Origin of the sequence: Paenibacillus guangzhouensis, from assembly GCF_009363075.1 — a bacterium.
Classification (GTDB): domain Bacteria; phylum Bacillota; class Bacilli; order Paenibacillales; family Paenibacillaceae; genus Paenibacillus_K; species Paenibacillus_K guangzhouensis.
The window spans coordinates 6,490,603-6,508,987 of the sequence record NZ_CP045293.1; the positions used below are offsets into that span (position 1 = coordinate 6,490,603).

15 protein-coding genes and 1 pseudogene are annotated in these 18,385 nt (G+C 48.9%); 14 read left to right on the forward strand and 2 right to left on the reverse strand.

The genetic code is table 11. The annotated features are described in order from the left end of the window. Positions 1-20: 20 nt before the first annotated feature. Together GCU39_RS29055 and GCU39_RS29060 are read right to left on the reverse strand one after the other, a co-directional pair. Positions 21-1,649 (reverse strand): response regulator transcription factor, encoded by a 1,629-nt coding sequence (locus GCU39_RS29055; protein WP_152396664.1) that lies wholly within the window; start codon positions 1,647-1,649, stop codon positions 21-23. Beyond that, positions 1,642-3,417: a sensor histidine kinase gene (locus tag GCU39_RS29060; RefSeq protein ID WP_152396665.1), complete on the reverse strand. Its 1,776-nt coding sequence runs from the start codon at positions 3,415-3,417 to the stop codon at positions 1,642-1,644. The genes GCU39_RS29055 and GCU39_RS29060 overlap by 8 nt, the downstream gene beginning before the upstream one ends. 217 nt (positions 3,418-3,634) lie before the next feature. Between GCU39_RS29060 and GCU39_RS29065 the strand changes: the two genes are divergently transcribed. The 14 genes and pseudogenes from GCU39_RS29065 (at position 3,635) to GCU39_RS29130 (ending at position 18,128) form a co-directional block, all read left to right on the forward strand. Then, positions 3,635-4,573 carry an ABC transporter permease gene (locus GCU39_RS29065; RefSeq protein WP_152396666.1) on the forward strand — a complete coding sequence of 313 codons (939 nt, stop codon included), beginning with the start codon at positions 3,635-3,637 and terminating at the stop codon, positions 4,571-4,573. Between the two features lie 59 nt (positions 4,574-4,632). Then, positions 4,633-5,595, forward strand: coding sequence for a carbohydrate ABC transporter permease (locus GCU39_RS29070; RefSeq protein ID WP_152396667.1), 963 nt, complete (start codon positions 4,633-4,635; stop codon positions 5,593-5,595). 252 nt (positions 5,596-5,847) lie between these two features. Further along, entirely contained in the window at positions 5,848-7,341 is a 1,494-nt protein-coding gene (locus tag GCU39_RS29075; protein ID WP_152396668.1) for an ABC transporter substrate-binding protein, read from the forward strand. A gap of 258 nt (positions 7,342-7,599) precedes the next feature. Further along, positions 7,600-8,661: a Delta(5) desaturase DesA gene (locus GCU39_RS29080; protein ID WP_152396669.1), complete on the forward strand. Its 1,062-nt coding sequence runs from the start codon at positions 7,600-7,602 to the stop codon at positions 8,659-8,661. 66 nt (positions 8,662-8,727) lie between these two features. After that, positions 8,728-9,864, forward strand: coding sequence for a sensor histidine kinase (locus GCU39_RS29085; protein ID WP_152396670.1), 1,137 nt, complete (start codon positions 8,728-8,730; stop codon positions 9,862-9,864). Continuing rightward, positions 9,861-10,460: a response regulator transcription factor gene (locus tag GCU39_RS29090; RefSeq protein ID WP_152396671.1), complete on the forward strand. Its 600-nt coding sequence runs from the start codon at positions 9,861-9,863 to the stop codon at positions 10,458-10,460. The genes GCU39_RS29085 and GCU39_RS29090 overlap by 4 nt, the downstream gene beginning before the upstream one ends. 215 nt (positions 10,461-10,675) lie before the next feature. Further along, positions 10,676-11,032 (forward strand): hypothetical protein, encoded by a 357-nt coding sequence (locus tag GCU39_RS29095; protein ID WP_152396672.1) that lies wholly within the window; start codon positions 10,676-10,678, stop codon positions 11,030-11,032. After that, positions 11,014-12,864: a helix-turn-helix transcriptional regulator gene (locus tag GCU39_RS29100; RefSeq protein WP_152396673.1), complete on the forward strand. Its 1,851-nt coding sequence runs from the start codon at positions 11,014-11,016 to the stop codon at positions 12,862-12,864. Before GCU39_RS29095 ends, GCU39_RS29100 begins: the two co-directional genes overlap by 19 nt. A gap of 174 nt (positions 12,865-13,038) precedes the next feature. Next, positions 13,039-13,962, forward strand: coding sequence for an ABC transporter permease (locus tag GCU39_RS29105; RefSeq protein WP_152397484.1), 924 nt, complete (start codon positions 13,039-13,041; stop codon positions 13,960-13,962). Between the two features lie 12 nt (positions 13,963-13,974). Next, positions 13,975-14,841 (forward strand): carbohydrate ABC transporter permease, encoded by an 867-nt coding sequence (locus GCU39_RS29110; protein ID WP_152396674.1) that lies wholly within the window; start codon positions 13,975-13,977, stop codon positions 14,839-14,841. A 31-nt stretch (positions 14,842-14,872) separates the two neighbouring features. Beyond that, positions 14,873-16,429 carry an extracellular solute-binding protein gene (locus GCU39_RS29115; protein WP_152396675.1) on the forward strand — a complete coding sequence of 519 codons (1,557 nt, stop codon included), beginning with the start codon at positions 14,873-14,875 and terminating at the stop codon, positions 16,427-16,429. 113 nt (positions 16,430-16,542) lie between these two features. Next, a pseudogene (locus GCU39_RS29120) lies at positions 16,543-17,010 on the forward strand (sulfatase/phosphatase domain-containing protein); the annotation flags it as partial. A 224-nt stretch (positions 17,011-17,234) separates the two neighbouring features. Further along, positions 17,235-17,693: a 2-thiouracil desulfurase family protein gene (locus tag GCU39_RS29125; protein WP_152396676.1), complete on the forward strand. Its 459-nt coding sequence runs from the start codon at positions 17,235-17,237 to the stop codon at positions 17,691-17,693. 30 nt (positions 17,694-17,723) lie between these two features. Then, positions 17,724-18,128 (forward strand): DUF6855 family protein, encoded by a 405-nt coding sequence (locus tag GCU39_RS29130; RefSeq protein WP_152396677.1) that lies wholly within the window; start codon positions 17,724-17,726, stop codon positions 18,126-18,128. Positions 18,129-18,385: the final 257 nt, after the last annotated feature.

The window sequence follows — 18,385 nt, forward strand, 5'->3', positions numbered from 1 at the left end:
CCTACATGGACGCTGCACGTCTAGGTTACGCTCCCATGCTCCAAGCTAGCCCCATCCCGCTTGCCCCGGTACTGTGTAGGAGACATCCCCGTGTACTTCTTGAACATCTTGTAGAAGTACCCCGGCTCGAGGTATCCGCAGCTCCGCGAAATATCGCTCGTCTTCATCGTCGTTGTCTTCAGCAGCTTCTGCGCCTTCTTGATGCGGAAGGCATTCAGGTAATCCGAGAAGCTCTCGCCCGTCTCCTTCTGGAACAGCTGTCCAAGGTAGAAGGGGTGAATGTGCAGGGTATGGCTCAGCGTCTTGAGCGATAGCTCCTCCGCGTAGTTCGTCTGGATCTGATGCAGTACCTGCTTCACGACCGCACTGAATTCATCGTCTTCGGTCGACAGGTAGTCGATGGCCGAATCCGCGATGAACTTCACGTGTGCTGTCAACTGGCCAATGGTATGTGCTCGGAACAAGGCCGTGAACAGCTGCTTATAACCGCTTGTCGCGAGTTCATGGTTCAGCTTGTTGTCCCGCACGACCTGCTTCGTGCAGAGGATGAGCTCCACGGCACGGTTATGGATGTGAGCCGGTGTAATCGCTGCGGTCGATTGCAGCTCCTGGAACAGCTGGTCGATATAGGCGTGCAACGTCGACTTGTCCTTGCCTTGCAGGAGCCGTTCATACTCGAACGCATCCATGGAAGGCAGCTCGAGCTGCTCATCGACAGCCACAATCCGATCATATGAGATGATAGCATTGTCCGTATGCGTCAAGAAATACTCTTGCAGCCGTTTGGCATGCGCATAGCTCTGGGACATGTCCAGATAGCTCAGCTCCATGCTGCCAAGCGTGATGAATACATGCATGCCAAGCCGCTGCTTCAGTTCCCGGCGAATCTGCTCGAGCAGGGGCATTGTCGCTTCAAGCCCTGCCTCGGCACTCGCGCCGGTGATGAGAATCACGGTATCGCCGTCAATATCACAGTAGCAATAACTGCCTTCCAGCGTGCGCACGAGCGATTGGCTGATCCGATAAGCTTCGCTATTCTGCTGCTGCTCCCATAAGGAGGCGTCGCTGCCGCTGCGAAGGACGATCGGGGCATCCTGCACCGTCTTCACGGTTGCCGCCGCATAGAAGGGGCGGTCCATCGGGATTTCTAGAAATTCGAGCCTGTTCCGCAGCTCCGCCGGATCGATGTTCCCGGCAGCCCACCGCGCCATCACATTGTCACGGAGAATATCGAGTTGATTCTGGACAATGTAGGCTTGCCGGTCTGCTTGTTCCAGCTTCTGAACCGTGCTCATGACCGTCTCCGTTAATTCCTTCATATTCACCGGCTTCAGCAGATAGTTCTCAATCCCGAGCCGCATGCCTTCCTTCACGTAGCTGAATTCGTTGTACCCGCTTAGCACGATGAACTTCATATGCGGATAGAGCGGCTTCAACCGTTCGATCAAGGCCAAGCCGTTCATATCGCGCATCATAATGTCCGTGATGAGAATATCCACCTGAGAGCCGATCTGCTGCAGGATCTCAAAAGCTTCCGTACCGTCGTAAGCTTTGCCTGCAAGCGTGATGCCGAACTCTTCCCAGTCGATCACCGTTGTTAGACCTTGCAGAATGAAAGGCTCATCATCCACGATAAATACGTTACGCATATAGTTCTCCTCCTTGGCTTGCTGGTATTTTCATCGTAATCAGAGTGCCTTGGCCCGGAACCGACTCCACCCGTATGCCATAAGTAGGACCGAAGCAGATTTTAATCCGTTCATGCGTATTCATCAGACCGATCGATTGGCTGGCTGCTTCCTCGGTCACCTCGGTATTCAGCTTCTGCCTAATGGACTCGAGCTTCTCGGGCGCGATGCCACTGCCGTTATCCTTGATCGTGATCATGAGCACGTCATCTTCCATGGCGGCTTGAATCCAGATGCGATTATCGGTACGTGACATGACCAGCCCATGTACGATGTAATTCTCAATGATCGGTTGAATGGACAGCTTCAGCACTCGCAGGCTCATCAGCTCCGGTTCAATATCGATCTCATACGAGAAATTTTGCATATAGCGAATGCGGAACAGGTCCAGATACAGGCTGCAATATTCGATCTCATTTTCGAGCGGGACGATTGTATCGCGCCGTACAGAGTACCGGAATAACGTCGACAGAATGTAGATCATCTCGCCGACATCCTCCGCTTGATAGGAGAGGGCTCGCATGCGAATCGCTTCGAGCGTGTTGTACAGAAAATGCGGTTTGATCTGCGCTTGGAACGCCACCAGCTCCGCTTGCTTCTGCCTGATCTCCGAGACATAGACACGGTCGATATATCGCGTCAAATCTTCGGTCATATGGTTGAAGCGATCCGCGATCTGGAAGAGCTCATCTTCCTTCTCCATCGTAATCCGTACGGATAAATCTCCGCTGCGCAGCTTCTCCATCGCCCGTACTATCGTTCTCGTCCGCCTGGAGAAATTCACGATCGTAAAATACGTCAGGCCCATCGCGGCAACGATGACGAGGCTCGTGACGAGCATTAACGTATTCCTTAGGCCAACCATACTATCCGACATCTCGCGCTTCGGAATGACGCCGACGATCCAATATCCGAAACGATTCGTCGTCTGCACATTCACATAGGAAGGTTCCTCGAATTGTTGGGTGGAGGAGGACGAGTTGAGCTGTGACATATATGGATATTTGGCGCCGTAATATCGATTCGAAGAATCGAAGACGACGTTGCCGTTCGGTGTTAGGACGAGCACATAGCCCTTCATTTCGCTCCAATTATTCTGGAACGCGCGATAGATCCCGTCGGAATTATAGTCGATGATAAGATTGCCGTCCGTCTCTAGCGTCGTCAGATTCGTAATGTTGCTGACGGTCGTGATGCTCTTGGGCGTAATGACATATTGGTTTAGGACGTTCTGGAGGTCATGGTTCACCGGATAGTAGGTCTGCGTGTCTTTCGTAAGGAGCAGAATAAAATTTTTCTTGGAGCTGTAGAGTCCGATTGTCCGAATGTCTGAGAACGTATTCAACTGTATGCGCAGGAAATTGAACACATCTCGCCTTCGAATGCCGGTATCGCTGAATTGCGACAGTCGTTCATCCAAATAATCCGAGAAGCTATTTCTCAGAAATGACAGCGCGTCATCCAGCAGGGTAGAAGAGCCATCTTGATAAATCTGCTGAATAATCTGCTGGGAAGCCGCATGGCGCGCATCTAGATAGCTGCCGATGCTCGACAGCACATGGTTGTTCGCATCCAGCTCTTTTTTGATCTGATTGTTGCTGTAATACGTAAAGACGAAGACGGATAGCGTCGCCAGCGACACGATCGTGATCAGGGAGTAGATCATCAAGATTTTATTGAACAATTTTTGTTTGAAGTGTTTCTGGTAGAAGTCAATCATCGGACGCATAGGTGTCTACTCCTTTGTATGTATACGCTTACACGAGTGAGAATTCCTACCTTTTTAATTAAGGGGAATCCCAACATTTATTGTACTGTCTTGGCAAATAGAAAGGAATACGTTCTTTGTTTTATCCACTTCGACTTTTGATTTGTCCACTTTAGAGAACGCTTACATTGCTGTAGAGTTAGGCATATAAACAAATGACGAGCTGAGGGGGGACAACATGAAAGGTTTAATGCGCTGGCTGAAGCTGGTTGGCCGTAATAAAGCTCTGCTCCTGATGGTACTGCCGGGATTCGTATGGTTTCTGCTCTTCTGTTACTTGCCGATGCCGGGAGCATTAATTGCATTCAAGGATTATCAGTTCAGCCGAGACGGATTCTTAGCGAGCATGATCGAGAGTGATTGGGTCGGGTTCAAAAACTTCGAGTACCTGTTCAAGACGGAGGACGCTTATCTGATCGTGCGGAACACACTGCTCTACAACACTGCCTTTATCATTCTCGGGACATTTTTCGCCGTGCTTGTCGCGATTGTCATTAGTGAGATTGCGAACAAGAAGCTGGCCAAAATTTATCAAACCGGCATGTTCCTGCCGCATTTTCTATCGTGGGTTATCGTGAGTTACTTCGTATTCAGCTTCCTAAGCGTGGATAAAGGGGTACTGAACCAGTTCTTGACCTGGATCGGCCTAGATCCGGAATTCTGGTATTCGGAGACGAAGTTCTGGCCGTACATTCTCATTATCGTAAACCTGTGGAAGGGTGTCGGATACGGCAGCGTCATCTATTTGGCGGCGATTGTCGGTATCGACAAGTCGTATTTCGAAGCGGCGATGATCGACGGGGCCAGCAAATGGCAGCAAATTCGCAACATTACGATTCCGATGATTACACCGATTATCGTTATCATGTTCATCCTCGCTGTAGGGGGTATTTTCCGGGCGGACTTCGGACTGTTCTATCAAGTGCCGCGCGATACCGGCGCACTCTATCCGGTTACGAATGTCATTGACACGTTCGTCTATCGCGGACTGAAGGTCACGGGCAATATTGGCATGAGTACCGCAGCGGGACTCTATCAAGCGGTGGTCGGCTTCATTCTTGTCTTAACCACGAACTTTATCGTACGCAAAATTAACAAAGAACAAGCGTTATTCTAACGTCCACGGACATCCCGTGTTCCGTGACCGACATCTTTAGCGAGAGGGGGAACTCTACTTTGGAACATCGAACCGCCGTTGATCCACACCCGCAAGCAAATAAGCACGCAGCGAAGAAGCTTCGGAACATTCACCATTTGTCACCGTTCTGGAATGCTATAGCACATCTTGGGATCGGATTATTTTCACTCGCTTGCGTCTATCCGTTTTTGTTCGTAGTCGTGCTATCCTTCACGGATGAGACGGCGTTAGCAAAGAATGGGTATTCCATTATTCCGGAGAAGTGGTCCGTCGATGCTTACACTTACCTGTTCAAAACAGGCGATCAGCTGCTTCGATCCTACGGGGTCACGCTGTTCATCACCGTCGTAGGAACGCTGCTCACTCTGATCATCGTGTCCTTATATGCGTATGCGATTTCCCGCAGTTACTTTCATTTTCGAGGTTTTTTCTCCTTCGTTGCCTTCTTCACGATGCTGTTCGGGGGCGGGTTAGTCCCATCTTATATCGTCGTGACGCAGGTGCTGCATTTGAAGGATACGATGTGGGCGTTAATTCTCCCGATGTGCGTCAGTGCATTCTCGATCTTGATTATGCGAACCTTCTTCAAGACGATGGTGCCTGATGCCATTATCGAATCGGGCAAAATTGACGGTGCAGGCGAATTCCGCGTCTTCCTGTACCTGGTGTTACCGATTTCTCTGCCGGGCCTAGCAACGATTGGATTGTTCGCAGCCCTTGGATATTGGAACGACTGGTTCAACGCGCTGCTCTATATTGACGATGCAAGATTGCTGCCGTTGCAATCCTTACTGATGAAGGTAGAGACGAATATCCAATTTATTCTCCAAAATGCGGGATTGGCAGGTGCAGGGGACCGAACCGATATGGTTCGAACGTTGCCGGCCGAGACGACACGGATGGCGATGGTTGTGCTGGCTACCGTGCCGATCATATTCGCATATCCTTTCTTCCAGCGTTATTTCGTGCAAGGTTTGACGATTGGCGCGGTGAAGGAATAGCGCCGAAGGGATATACGTTGAACGAATATCATTATAGCGGCTAAGGAACGAAGAGGAAGCTTGAGCTTGGAGGAGTGATAACGTTCGCCTTTGTTGTCGGATTTCCTCTATAACTTAATCATTCAAGAAATCCGACAACAACAGCGACCGGAAGGCCAAGCTTTCTCGTAGTGACTGCTAGCAGGTACCAAGCCATCTGTTCGTTCAATCTATATACAGGTATAACTCAAAATAAAAGGGAGGAAGACAGAGATGAGAAAAAGTGTACTACTCGTATTGACCTTCATCATGCTTGCTTCAGTTGCGCTTGCAGGCTGCGGCAGCAGCAAGGATGCCAAACCCAGCGAGGGAACGAAAGACACAGGAACGACCGATACGCAGCAAACGACGCAAGAGAAGAAAGCTGATCCAGTGACGCTGTTATGGTATACCATTGGCGGTCCGCAGAAAGACCAAGATAAAGTACTTACTGAGGTTAATAAATATTTGCAAGAGAAAATCAACGTGAAGCTGGATATGAAAGTTATCGATTGGGGCGACTATTCGCAGAAAATGCAAGTTATCGCCGCTTCGGGTGAGCCGTTCGATATCGCGTTCACGAGTTCATGGGCCTTCAACTATGTGGAGGGGGCACGAAAAGGCTATTTCCTAGAGTTGGATGACTTGATCAACCAACATGGCCAAGGCATCAAGGAAGTGCTGAACCCGGCGTTCCTCGAAGGTTCTAAGGTCAACGGCCATAACTATGCGATTCCAACGAATAAAGAGCTTCCGGCACAAGCCGTGTGGCGGTTCAACAAGAACCTGGTCGACAAATACAAATTAGACATTACAAAAGCAACAACACTGGAGAGCCTCGCACCGATGCTGAAGGCTGTCAAGGAAGGCGAACCGGATGTGTATCCGATTCCTTCGAACATTGGGATGTACCTTCCGTTTGATTTTGCATTAGAAGGCATTCCGGTTGGAGTGTCTATGAACACAACGGATTTCAAGATGGTGAATATTTGGGAGTCAGCAGAAGCGAAGCAAGTGTTCAAAACGATGCGCGAGTACTACCAAGCGGGATACTTGCCGCCGGATGTAGCGACGAAGCAAGGTAATGATTTCGAGAAGACGGGCAAATGGCTCGTGGATAAGCAGCACACCGTACCATTCGCCGACATTCAATGGTCAGACAGCATGAAGTATCCAATCGTCTCGACCCCAATGCATGAGCCGCTCGTATTCAACTGGTCTGTAACGGGCTCGATGCAGGCGATTTCATCCAAAACCAAATATCCGCAGCAAGCGATGGAGTTCTTGAATTTGCTGAATACGGATAAATATCTGCGCAACTTGATTAATAACGGGATTGAAGGCGTGCACTACAAACGTCTGACGGAAGATACGTACGAGCCGATACCGGATTCCGGCTACAGCATGCCGTCCTTCACGCTTGGCAACATGTTCTTGCTTGATAAACTCAAAGCTGATCCAGCGGATAAGTGGGAGCAATATAAGAAATTCAATGATTCTGCGAAAAATGCACCGCTGCTTGGGTTCCAATTCGACCCAACGAATGTCATGACAGAAATCGCGAACGTGAAGAATGCGGTCGATGAATTCGGTCCTTCCTTCAACACAGGTTCGGTAGATCCAGAGAAAATGCTGCCAAAAGCGATTGAGAAGCTGAAGGCGCAAGGCATCGATAAGATTATTGCAGAAGCACAGAGGCAGCTTGACGCTTGGCGCGCAAGCAAATAAGACGATGATCGGCAGACCTTCTGCTGCGAGAGGAATCCTTCTCTTCGCGGTAGGAGGTCTTTTGTCATCGGGTGGGGGTATTCCATCATTTCTGGGTAGGATTGGGAAAAACATGTCCATTTATATGATATTCGTCATACTTGTCACCTGACGTTCATGACTACTCGGCGGATAGGGGATTTTTCTATACTGAAGGTAGAATAGACCCGTTGCGTGGATTGGCTATACCATGCATGAGCCCAAGGAGGACATGACACGATGACACAAGCGAGCGTCGCTCATTTGAAGAAAGAAATGGTTCCCTATGAGAAGAGCAGCTTAAAGACGAGTATTCGTCAGATGTTGAATACAATTGTACCTTTAATTTTGTTATGGATTGCGGCCTACGCTAGTCTGTCCGTATCGTACTGGCTTACGCTGCCAATCGCGATCGTCGCATCGGGGTTTGTGATTCGCACGTTTATTATTTTTCATGACTGCTGTCATCAATCCTTCTTCAAGAGCCGCCGGGCCAATGATATTCTCGGTACGATCACCGGTGTGTTGACACTTGTTCCGTATCAGCAATGGAAGAACAGCCATTCGATTCACCATGCAACGAGCAGCAACCTCGACAAACGGGGCGTTGGCGATATGTGGGTGATGACGGTGGATGAATATATCGCAGCACCAACGCTGCAGCGTCTGGCTTACCGATTCTATCGCAATCCGTTCGTTATGCTGGTTCTTGGACCGATTTTTATCTTTGTTATTAGCTACCGGTTCAATCGCAAAGGCGCGAAGCGGAAAGAACGCCTGAACACCTATCTGATGAATGTACTCATCGTAGCGCTCTACGCACTGCTATGCTGGGCCATTGGTTGGCAGGCATTCCTCTTGGTTCAGGTTCCGATTATTTTCGTATCGGGTATGCTCGGCATTTGGTTATTCTACGTGCAGCATCAGTTCGAGGATTCGTACTTCGAGCATGAGGATGAGTGGAGTTATGTGCTTGCTGCCGTGGAAGGAAGCTCATATTATAAGCTGCCGAAGGTATTGCAGTGGATCACTGGCAACATCGGGTTCCACCACGTTCATCACCTTAGCCCGAAGGTGCCGAACTACCTGCTGGAGCAAGCGCATGACGAGACACCGCCATTGCAGCATGCGACGACGATCACGCTCCGCACAAGCTTGGAATCGCTGCGGTTCCGTCTATGGGACGAAGAGCGCAAGACCTTCGTGAGCTTCAAGCAAATCAGGCATTTGCTGAAGAAGCCGGCCCATACGGTCTCTGTGCAACCTGTGAAAAATCGCCGGCCAAGCGTGCAAAGCAAGTAACTGCTGTATGCTCGGATATGATAAGATACTAGTAACGTATCGCATCAAGGATAGGGAGGGGCAGCCTTGCAGAAATGGTATCAAATTTTCCACCGCAGTACGGGGCTTAGTCCGTATGTGTGGGTTGTCTTCTACATTCTCCCGTTCTACTTCATATTCCGCTCGTCGTCTCCTTACGAGGTGGCGATGGGGATCATTATGATATTGGCCTTTTTCGGCTGCTATGTGCTGTCCTTTGTCTCCAAAGGATGGCTTGTCTATTTCTGGACATCGATTCAAATTCTGATCTCGATCACGATGACCATATTGTTCGGTTATGTTTATTTCGGTCTGTTCCTGGCGTTCTTCATTGGGAATATTCATCATCGGGTCGGATTTATTACCTTGTATACGATTCATTTGATTACGACACTCGTTACGATCAACATCGGGTTCGTGACGAAAAATCCGATTATGATTACGCAGATTCCATTCGTTCTGGTCAGCTTGATCGCCGTTATTCTGCTGCCTGTGACGACGTATTTCCGGAACAAGCGCGAGAAGCTGGAAGTGCAGCTCGAGGACGCGAACAAACGGATCTCTGAGCTGGTGAAGCTGGAGGAGCGGCAGCGGATTGCTCGGGATTTGCACGATACGCTTGGACAGAAACTATCGTTAATCGGATTAAAAAGCGACCTCGCGGGAAAGCTCATCACGAAGGACCCGGCAAGCGCGCTCGCTGAGATTCAAGACGTGCGTCAGACGGCAAGACATGCGCTGAAGGAAGTGCGGGAAATGGTCACGCAAATGCGAGGAACGAGTCTGGAAGACGAGATGTTCCGCGTGAAGCAGATTCTGAAGGCGGCCTTCATCGAATGCCATGTCGAGGGCGACCTCAAGCTTACCAACACTTCGCTGCTCGTCGAGAACGTCATTAGCATGTGCCTGAAGGAAGCCGTGACGAATGTGGTCAAACATAGCAGCGCGTCGCTCTGCGATATTCGTATCATGCCTTCGCGGACAGAACTCACGATACAAGTTATGGACAATGGTGTGGGGTTAACGAATGAAGCGATGTGCAGACGGGGGAACGGATTGCGCGGGATGAAGGAACGGCTTGAATTCGTGAACGGAAGCATGGAGATTCGTTCCGAATCCGGGACGACCCTAACCATTCGTGTACCGAATATCGTGAATCAACCGGAAAAGGAGGTGGTCGTATGATTCGAATCGTGATCGCAGAGGATCAGCGGATGCTGCTTGGCGCACTGGCATCATTGCTTGACTTGGAAGAGGATATGGAAGTGGTGGGCCGGGCGAGCAATGGCGAAGATGCCGTAAAGCTCGTTCACCAGCATCGTCCGGATATCGTCGTGATGGATATTGAGATGCCTGGCAAGAATGGACTCGTAGCGGCCGAAGAGCTGAAGGGCAGCGGTTGCAAAGTTATGATCTTGACCACCTTCGCGAGATCAGGATATTTCGAACGGGCGATTAAGGCGGGAGCGCACGGTTATTTGCTGAAGGACAGCCCGAGCGAAGAATTGGCGGATTCCATTCGCAGCATTATGGCAGGACGCCGGATTTATGCTTCTGAGCTCGTCGATGATGCGTATGGTGAAGAGAACCCGCTGACACAGCGGGAGAAGGAAGTGCTCGGTCTGATCGCGGACGGCAAGAATACCAAGGAAATCGCGAACCAGTTGTACATTACGCAAGGAACGGTACGCAATTATATCTCCGTCATTCTCGACAAGCTGCAGGTGACGAATCGGATCGAGGCGATCACGCGGTTCAAAGAGAAGGGCTGGTTTAAGTAAGAAGAGCAGGCAAATGCCTGCTTTTTTTGTTTGTTAAGACAATGTTCTCGGGAGGCCACGCCAAGTACTAGATGGAACTTCGAAGCCAAAGCACCACTTTGTGGGGGCTACCGCCAATTGAGAACTTGACAGACGAACGAGTACTGTGCAAGGGCAATCGGGCTAGGCTATAATACTGCTCAGTACCTGAATAAGTTGAGGGGAGCATTTGGCTTATGTTCAAATCCACGTACTTGCGTATTTTTGTGTGGAGCGGCATCTTTATCATCCTTGTGATCATTCCGTTTTCATTTTTTCTGATCCAGCGATTCGAAGGCTTTGCCACCTCTCAGATTAGTTCGATCAACCGTGATCGCATTGAAGAAACATTGGATCGTACCGAATTCATCCTGGCTAAGCTGAAATGGTACAGCTTGAGTATGTACGAGGACCAGACTATTCAGAACTGGATGTATTCAGAGCAGGATGAACCTTTGCAGGATGCGGCAGCACTTCAGACGCTGTCCAAATATTTATCCAAGGAATCTTTTTTGAAGGCGCTTACTTATTTAATATGCGCAGGGAGAAAGTGATTGATTTCCATGTGGGCCTTCTACCCTTTGAAGAGTTTACGGATAAGACCATGTTGGAACGGGTGAAGCAGCAGGATCCATCCTTATTGCGGTATACCCACCATGAAGCGGGAAATAAATCGTATCTGACCTTGCTGCTTCCTTCTTCTTATGTCAAGAAAGAGCAATATGGCTATTTAGTTGTCTTATTAAATAAGCATGCACTACAGCAGTACCTCATCTCAGGAAGCGGTACGGATAATCAAGTGACACTGATGGATCGGTCTGGGCAGGTCATTTTAGGGGAAATGAATGAAGAAATGATGCAGCGCATCATGCAATCGAGGACATCGGCTAGTCAAGGCTCCTTCGAGTTGAAGGTCGACGGGGAACAGGCTTACGTCAATTATGCCGATTTAGATTCCCAGGATTGGACTATTTATTCGCTGTCAGGCATGGATCAATTCCGTAAGCAGGCGACGGCTTTCCAACAAGCGATTATGCTGTCATCTATTCTGCTGCTGATCCTGCTGCTGCTGGCTGCGTTCTGGAACTCGCATAGCTCCTTTAAGCCGTTCCGGAGACTGGCCAATCAAATTCACGGCAAGCTGCGTATCCGCGCCACAAGCGATTATGATGCGATTCAGCAGAGCGTCATGATGCTGCGCGATCACTACACGCTGATTAAGACGGAATATTTGCGGCAATGGGTTCTGCAGGGCAGACTGGGCGACGAGGCAAGAAAGGCACTAGCTCGTGAATCCAAGATCCTCGATCATTCATGGATCAGGCTGGCCGTTGTCAAAATCGATGCTTACTATGAGATTTCGGAACGATACGATTTTGCTTCCCGGCGACTGCTGAAATACGCCATTGGCAACATTGCGGAGGAGATGCTTGGCAGTAAGGAGCGTTCTATTGAGGTTGTGGATTTTGGAAGCGACCATCTGCTGATTCTTATTGGTGTGGCCGATCAGGGGGATGACGTGACAGAGGAACTGCAGGAGATGCGCCGACTGGTCGAGCAATATATTCAACTTACCATCATCGTCGCCTGCAGTGGTTCAAGACATGCGCGCGATGACTTGCGTTCGATTTACGATGACTTATGCGAATGGACGTTGTTCAAATTCGTGAGCGGTGACGACAAGATATTCACCGAACAGGAATATGAGCGATACGCAGATTTGCAGATGCAACCGGATGATACCCAGCTGGATCTCCTCATTCAATCCATACGCAGCGGGAAGGAAGAGCAGTCCCTTAGCTTGCTTGAGCAGGTGTTTGCCCGGCTGCAGACGATGAAATACGCCGAATGTCAATTTCAACTTCGATTGTTGTTCTTCTCCTTCATCAAAGCGTTTAGCAAACGGACCACCCTGAACAGTATTGAAGGCATTGAACAAACGCTCAAGAAATTCACGAAGCTCGAAGACATACACAGGTGGATGAAAGAAGAGATTGTACGCATGATCTCCTTGCTCGGGGACCAGAAAAGGTTGAATCGCAAAGGGAAGAACGTCGAGGAAGTGATTGAATATATCCAGATTCATATTCATGACCCACGGTTGTCTGTGGAGGATATCGCCGATCACATTGCCTTGTCTGCCAAGTATGTGCGTCAGTTGTTCCTTGACCAGTATGGCATGTCATTATCCAATTACATTCTGAATATGCGGATTGAGAAGGTGAAGGAACTGCTTCAGCATTCGGACATGAGTGTTGCTGAGATTTCGCAGCAAGCTGGCTTCTTAACGAAGAGTCACTTCTTTACGGCCTTCAAAAAAGCAACAGGCATGACGCCAGCGCAATATCGCTATCAGCAGCCCGATGCTGACGAAGCAAGCGGTTGAAGCGAAGATAGGGATCGGGTACGAATTCAGAACCTGACTGGTTGAATAATAACCTGTGCAGCAGCCACACAAGAACCGAAGTCGAACATTGAGAACTATCCAAGGCGGTTTCGCGGCTGTTACGATAACTTCGTCAGATTACATGGATAGGAAGGAGGGCAGTCCTTGAGGAGCATGAAAGGTGGAAGCGGCTTTATCTACGAAATCGTGAAGAATCGGTATTTGTATTTGCTGGCACTGCCAGGCATCCTATTCCTGCTCATATTTGCCTATACCCCGATGGTGGGGCATTTGTTGGCATTTCAGAACTATCGGCTTGCTGACGGGTTGTTCGGCAGCGAATGGGTAGGATTTCGAAATTTCGAGTTCTTCTTCGGTAGCAAGGATTGGCTGCGTGTGACGTGGAACACCGTGTTCTTGAACGGGCTGTTTCTGGTATTCGGTCTAGGAACGGCAATCGCGCTCGCTGTGCTGCTCAATGAAGTCACGGGGAAGTGGTTCAAGAAAACGGCGCAGTCGTTTGTATTCTTGCCGTATTTCATTTCTTGGCTGGTCGTCAGCATGATGGTGCAGACGATGTTCAGCTCAACGGAAGGCATGATGAATCAGGCGCTAACTACTCTTGGATTCGAAGGAATGGATTGGTATCTGATGCCGGGCGTATGGCCCTATATTCTGACGTTCGTATACGTATGGAAAATTGCGGGCTACAACTCGATTATCTTTCTTGCCTCGATCACGGGCATTTCTTCGGAGTATTATGAGTGTGCCAGAATGGAAGGAGCCAGTCGCTTTCAGCAGATCATCTACATTACGCTCCCGCTGTTGCGTCCAATTATCATCATCATGACGCTCCTTGGCATCGGCCGGATCTTCTATGGCGACTTCGGCATGATTTACGCGATTATCGGGGATGTAGGGGTTTTGTTCCCGACGACGGATGTCATCGATACGTATGCGTATCGCGCGCTTCGGCAGATGGGCAACTTCAGCATGTCCTCCGCCATCATTCTCTATCAGTCCTTTATGGGGCTCATCGCTGTTATTTTCTTCAATTGGCTTGCACGCAAGGTAGATTCAGATTCGAGATTGTTCTAAGGTGTGATGGGCATGAGAGAACGGATTTTTGTTGGTTTTGTATACGTGTTTTTGACCTTATTTGCACTGATTTGCTTCATCCCGTTTTGGATTGTAATGATTAACTCCTTTGCCAATGAAGCGCTGATTCAATCCTCTGGGTATCAGTTGTTTCCGACTTCCTTCAGCTTGGATGCGTATGCCATGCTCTTGTCAGGAAATCAAGTGTTCCGAAGTTATGGCGTCACATTGTTCGTCACAACAACAGGCACGGTGCTTGGCGTACTTCTTACGGCTTCTTTTGCCTATGTTCTCAGTCATCCGAAAGTGAAGTATCGGCATGTGCTTTCCTTTTTAACCTTCTTTACGATGCTGTTCGGTGCAGGCCTTGTTGGATTCTATATCCTCATTGCGAACTGGCTCGGACTCAAGGACTCCATATGGGCGCTTATCCTCCCATACCTGTTGAATCCTTTCTACGCGTTCATCCTTGTATCCTATTATCGCTCCTTGCCCTATGAATTGAACGAAGCAGCGACCGTGGACGGAGCGAATGATATTCATATCTTCTTCCGTGTCATCTGGCCGATCTCGCTGCCGGTGATTGCTACAGTTGCACTGTTTTATGCGCTGCAATATTGGAATGACTGGTACTTATCGCTGCTGTTTATCGATAATTACAAGCTGCATCCGCTGCAAATGATGATTAGGCAGCTCATGTCCAACTTAAATGCCATGTCCTACGTGGGAGGCAGTCAGACCGACTATAATATTATCGTTCCGACATACGGCATGCAGCTTGCCATTGTGTGCGTTACGATTGGGCCGATTGTATTCGTGTACCCGTTCGTACAGAAATATTTTATTAAAGGTATGACACTGGGATCGGTTAAGGGTTAATCCAGAACCATAAATGAGGAGGAGCAAAAGAATGAGAGTAAAACGTTGGTGGAATCTAACGCTCGTGCTGTTATTATCCTTAACCCTGATCGTGGGGTGCTCCAAAGGAACGAGTGAACCATCCGGCACAGATAGCGCCAAAGGAAATGAAAATGAAGCAGTAAGCACCAAGTTGGAACCGGTTACACTGAAAATTATGATTCCGGGGGATCGTCCGCCAGACATGGATCAAGTGATCGCAGAAGCGGAGCGGCGGATGAAGGACACGATTAATGTCAAGTTGGACATCGTGTTCGTGCCATGGGCTGACTTGAGTCAGAAGACGCAAGTGACGCTTGCATCTGGGGAGAATATCGATCTGATCTTCGATGCGCCATGGCTTCACATCAATCAGATGATCGCAGACGGCTTCTACGAGCCATTGGACGACTTGCTTGCCAAGTACGGCAAAAATGTGCTGGAGAAGCGCCCACAGCAAATGTGGGATGCGAACAAGTATAACGGTAAAATTATGGCGGTACCGCTCGGGCTTACCTATGGGAGTGGGAACTCTTATGTTGTGCGCAAAGATCTTCGCGAAAAATTAGGTGTACCACCGATCAAGAACAACAAGGAACTAATTGATTTCGCCTACAAGGTGAAAGAACAGGTGCCAGGCATTGCTCCGTTCATGGCAGCGGGGACTTCGGGGCAGCAGACGTATTCCATTGTGGGTCAGCGCAGCCAATTCGACTATGATACCCATGTGCGATTTACGCATGTGCTTGGAAGCAGTCTGATGTTGTACTACAAAAATAACGATGGCAAGGTATACAATCTGCTCGAGGATAGAGAGCCCGTGATGTCGTGGTTGAAGGATGCTAGACAGATGTATAAGGATGGACTCGTCTACAAGGATATCCTAACGGCAAAGGATTTCATCCAGCCGTTCTTAAGCGGCAAAGTGGCCATCGTGACCAAGGGATCGTTCGGTACGGGGCTTTCCTTCGATGAACAGTTCAAGAGCAATGTGCCAGGCGGTGATCTGGAGACCGTAACGTTCTTTGACGGAACGAAAGGGGCGAACATCTCCAACTTCAAGCAGTGGAATTTCCTTGCAGTTCCGAAGGTTAGCAAAAATAAGGAACGGGCCGTGATGTTCATGGACTGGGCCAATGAGAAAGAGAACTACGATCTGCTATCCTACGGCATCCAAGGGAAGCACTGGGAGCCGGTTGGCGATACAGAATATAAATTGCTGGATACGAAGGGATATTGGGGATTTGGCTATGTATGGGTATGGAATCCAATTGATGAGCGCTCGGATGCCAATCGCGACAAGAAATTTGATGAATTTGATGCGGTGCTGCGCGAGGCGGATAATTTCACGAAGGATATTCTGACCGGGTTTGAATTTGATTCGTCTGCCATACAGAATGATCTTAGCCAATACAATACGGTCGAGGCGAAGTATTATCCTGCCATGTTCAATGGCGTCCTGGATCCGGAGGAGACGCTTAAGAAGTTCGAGGCGGAGGCTGGGCCTTCCCTGAAGCGAATCCAAGAGGAATTGCAAAAGCAAATCGATGCTTTTTTGGCGAAGAAGTAGTCAATTTTATGATTCTAAAAAACCTGGAGCATAGCTTCAGGTTTTTTTATGTTACTTAACATTCATGAAGTAGAACAGACTCGAAGTAGGATAAAAGAAGGGCACGGGTATGGGAAGGCGCCTTCCATTATGAAGATTTATTGAAATTGCCATTTATTGTTCGCTATCCGAATCACGTTGGGGCAGGCATGACTAGCAACGCGATGCAATCGCTCGTGGATCTGGCTCCGACGTTCTTGAAGTTCGCGGGGGTACCGATTCCTGGGGCGATGACAGGCAAGGATCAGTCAGAAGTATGGCTCGGTCAGCAGAAGCAGGCGCGGAATCACATCATCTGTGAGTTCCATCATGAACCAACAACCGTAAATCTGCGAACCTATGTGAATGATCGTTATAAAATAACGGTCTATTGCAATCAAGAATATGGTGAGATGTTCGATCTCTTCGAAGACCCGAATGAAATTCGCAACCTCTGGGATAGCCCGGAGCACCGGGACGTGAAGTCGCGGCTGCTCTTGGCGTTCATGTGGTCCGAGCTGGATAAGGATCCAATGTGGATGCCGCGAATCGCAGGGGCATAAGACGTTAGAAGAGAAAGCGGTGCATTCCTGAGGGATTGAACCGCTTTTTGTATATATCTTAAGTTTATAATTCCATATTTTTACTTTATTTGATGTGGGAACCAATATTGGGATAGCTTCTATTTTTTCAAGAAATTCATACGTGTTGTTGAAGAAAATAACCGATGGATTGATTATAATAGAAACACATTATATCGAACGTGATAGAAAGAGGTCGAAATTGCATGATACTTGTAAGCTCTTGTCTCGCAGGTGTAGCGTGCCGCTACAATGGCACCCATCGTCTGGTGGACAAGATACACAATCTTGTCGAGCAGGGGCAAGCCACGATGGTCTGCCCAGAATTGCTGGGAGGGTTCCAGACACCGCGTGAGCCTGCAGAAATCGTTAACGGTACGGGAGAAGATGTCCTGCTAGGGAAGGCCAGAATTCTCGATCGGTCAGGAAACGATGTAACGGATCTTTATCTCCTCGGGGCCCAGCGTACGCTCGATATGGCGAGGGATTTGCAAGCGACGATTGTTGTACTCAAGGAATACAGCCCATCCTGTGGTGGAAAAATGGTCTACGATGGCCATTTCTCGAACACACGGGTGGTAGGTGAAGGAGTAACGACCGCACTGCTCAGACGCGAAGGATTCCAAGTGATATCAGAAGAAGAGTTCGCAGCGACGTGTGAGTAGAAACGTAATGATAATGGAGGAGTGAATGAAATGTCAGAGCTTGGAACGAAGGACAACCCTTGGCAGCTGAAGACACCTCCGCAGACGTCGGAGTATCAGATGTACAAGGATGAGAAGGACGGCAAAGAGATTATTGTATGTACCGTGGGGAAAACCGTATTGCACTATGATGCGCGGTGCATAGCTGATTTGCATGAGATGCTGAAGGCCCATGGCGACTGGATGGAACTCGGAAGCGCCGATGAGCAGAAACCTGCCAAGGAAGGTACGGTAGAGGCTTGGGGGCGTTCCCCTGAGAATCCGATTGGGGGCTGGTATGGACTCAAGAAAGGGTTTCGGGGGCGCTTCGGCATGTACGTACCGCCATTAATGGAAGCCTTAGGACTTGCTGAAGTGGAGCATAATCCAAGAAATAACCGGATGCGGGCGCGATAATACAAACATGATGCGACAGAGAACACGATGACCCATTCGTCGTGTTTTTTGATTCTCTAAGCAAGTTTTCACTTGAATGTAGGGACGATTATGCCCTTTTTGGAGTGTGATAAAAATCATTGACAAAAACGAATAAAAACTATGTCGAAAAATGTAGAAAAATGGTATGATGCTGAAATGCATCACGATGTGCAGCAGTACGGAGGGAAATACGCCTCCATTTTTTAATAGATTGGGAGAATACATAGGGGGAATCG

Excerpts from the sequence above, each read along its gene's own strand:
- GCU39_RS29075 (WP_152396668.1), top strand. The coding sequence starts at position 5,848 with ATGAGAAAAAGTGTACTACTCGTATTGACCTTCATCATGCTTGCTTCA.
- GCU39_RS29090 (WP_152396671.1), top strand. The coding sequence starts at position 9,861 with ATGATTCGAATCGTGATCGCAGAGGATCAGCGGATGCTGCTTGGCGCA.
- GCU39_RS29110 (WP_152396674.1), top strand. The coding sequence starts at position 13,975 with ATGAGAGAACGGATTTTTGTTGGTTTTGTATACGTGTTTTTGACCTTA.
- GCU39_RS29080 (WP_152396669.1), top strand. The coding sequence starts at position 7,600 with ATGACACAAGCGAGCGTCGCTCATTTGAAGAAAGAAATGGTTCCCTAT.
- GCU39_RS29095 (WP_152396672.1), top strand. The coding sequence starts at position 10,676 with ATGTTCAAATCCACGTACTTGCGTATTTTTGTGTGGAGCGGCATCTTT.
- GCU39_RS29130 (WP_152396677.1), top strand. The coding sequence starts at position 17,724 with ATGTCAGAGCTTGGAACGAAGGACAACCCTTGGCAGCTGAAGACACCT.
- GCU39_RS29125 (WP_152396676.1), top strand. The coding sequence starts at position 17,235 with ATGATACTTGTAAGCTCTTGTCTCGCAGGTGTAGCGTGCCGCTACAAT.
- GCU39_RS29065 (WP_152396666.1), top strand. The coding sequence starts at position 3,635 with ATGAAAGGTTTAATGCGCTGGCTGAAGCTGGTTGGCCGTAATAAAGCT.
- GCU39_RS29105 (WP_152397484.1), top strand. The coding sequence starts at position 13,039 with ATGAAAGGTGGAAGCGGCTTTATCTACGAAATCGTGAAGAATCGGTAT.
- GCU39_RS29115 (WP_152396675.1), top strand. The coding sequence starts at position 14,873 with ATGAGAGTAAAACGTTGGTGGAATCTAACGCTCGTGCTGTTATTATCC.
- GCU39_RS29100 (WP_152396673.1), top strand. The coding sequence starts at position 11,014 with ATGCGCAGGGAGAAAGTGATTGATTTCCATGTGGGCCTTCTACCCTTT.
- GCU39_RS29060 (WP_152396665.1), bottom strand. The coding sequence starts at position 3,417 with ATGCGTCCGATGATTGACTTCTACCAGAAACACTTCAAACAAAAATTG.
- GCU39_RS29055 (WP_152396664.1), bottom strand. The coding sequence starts at position 1,649 with ATGCGTAACGTATTTATCGTGGATGATGAGCCTTTCATTCTGCAAGGT.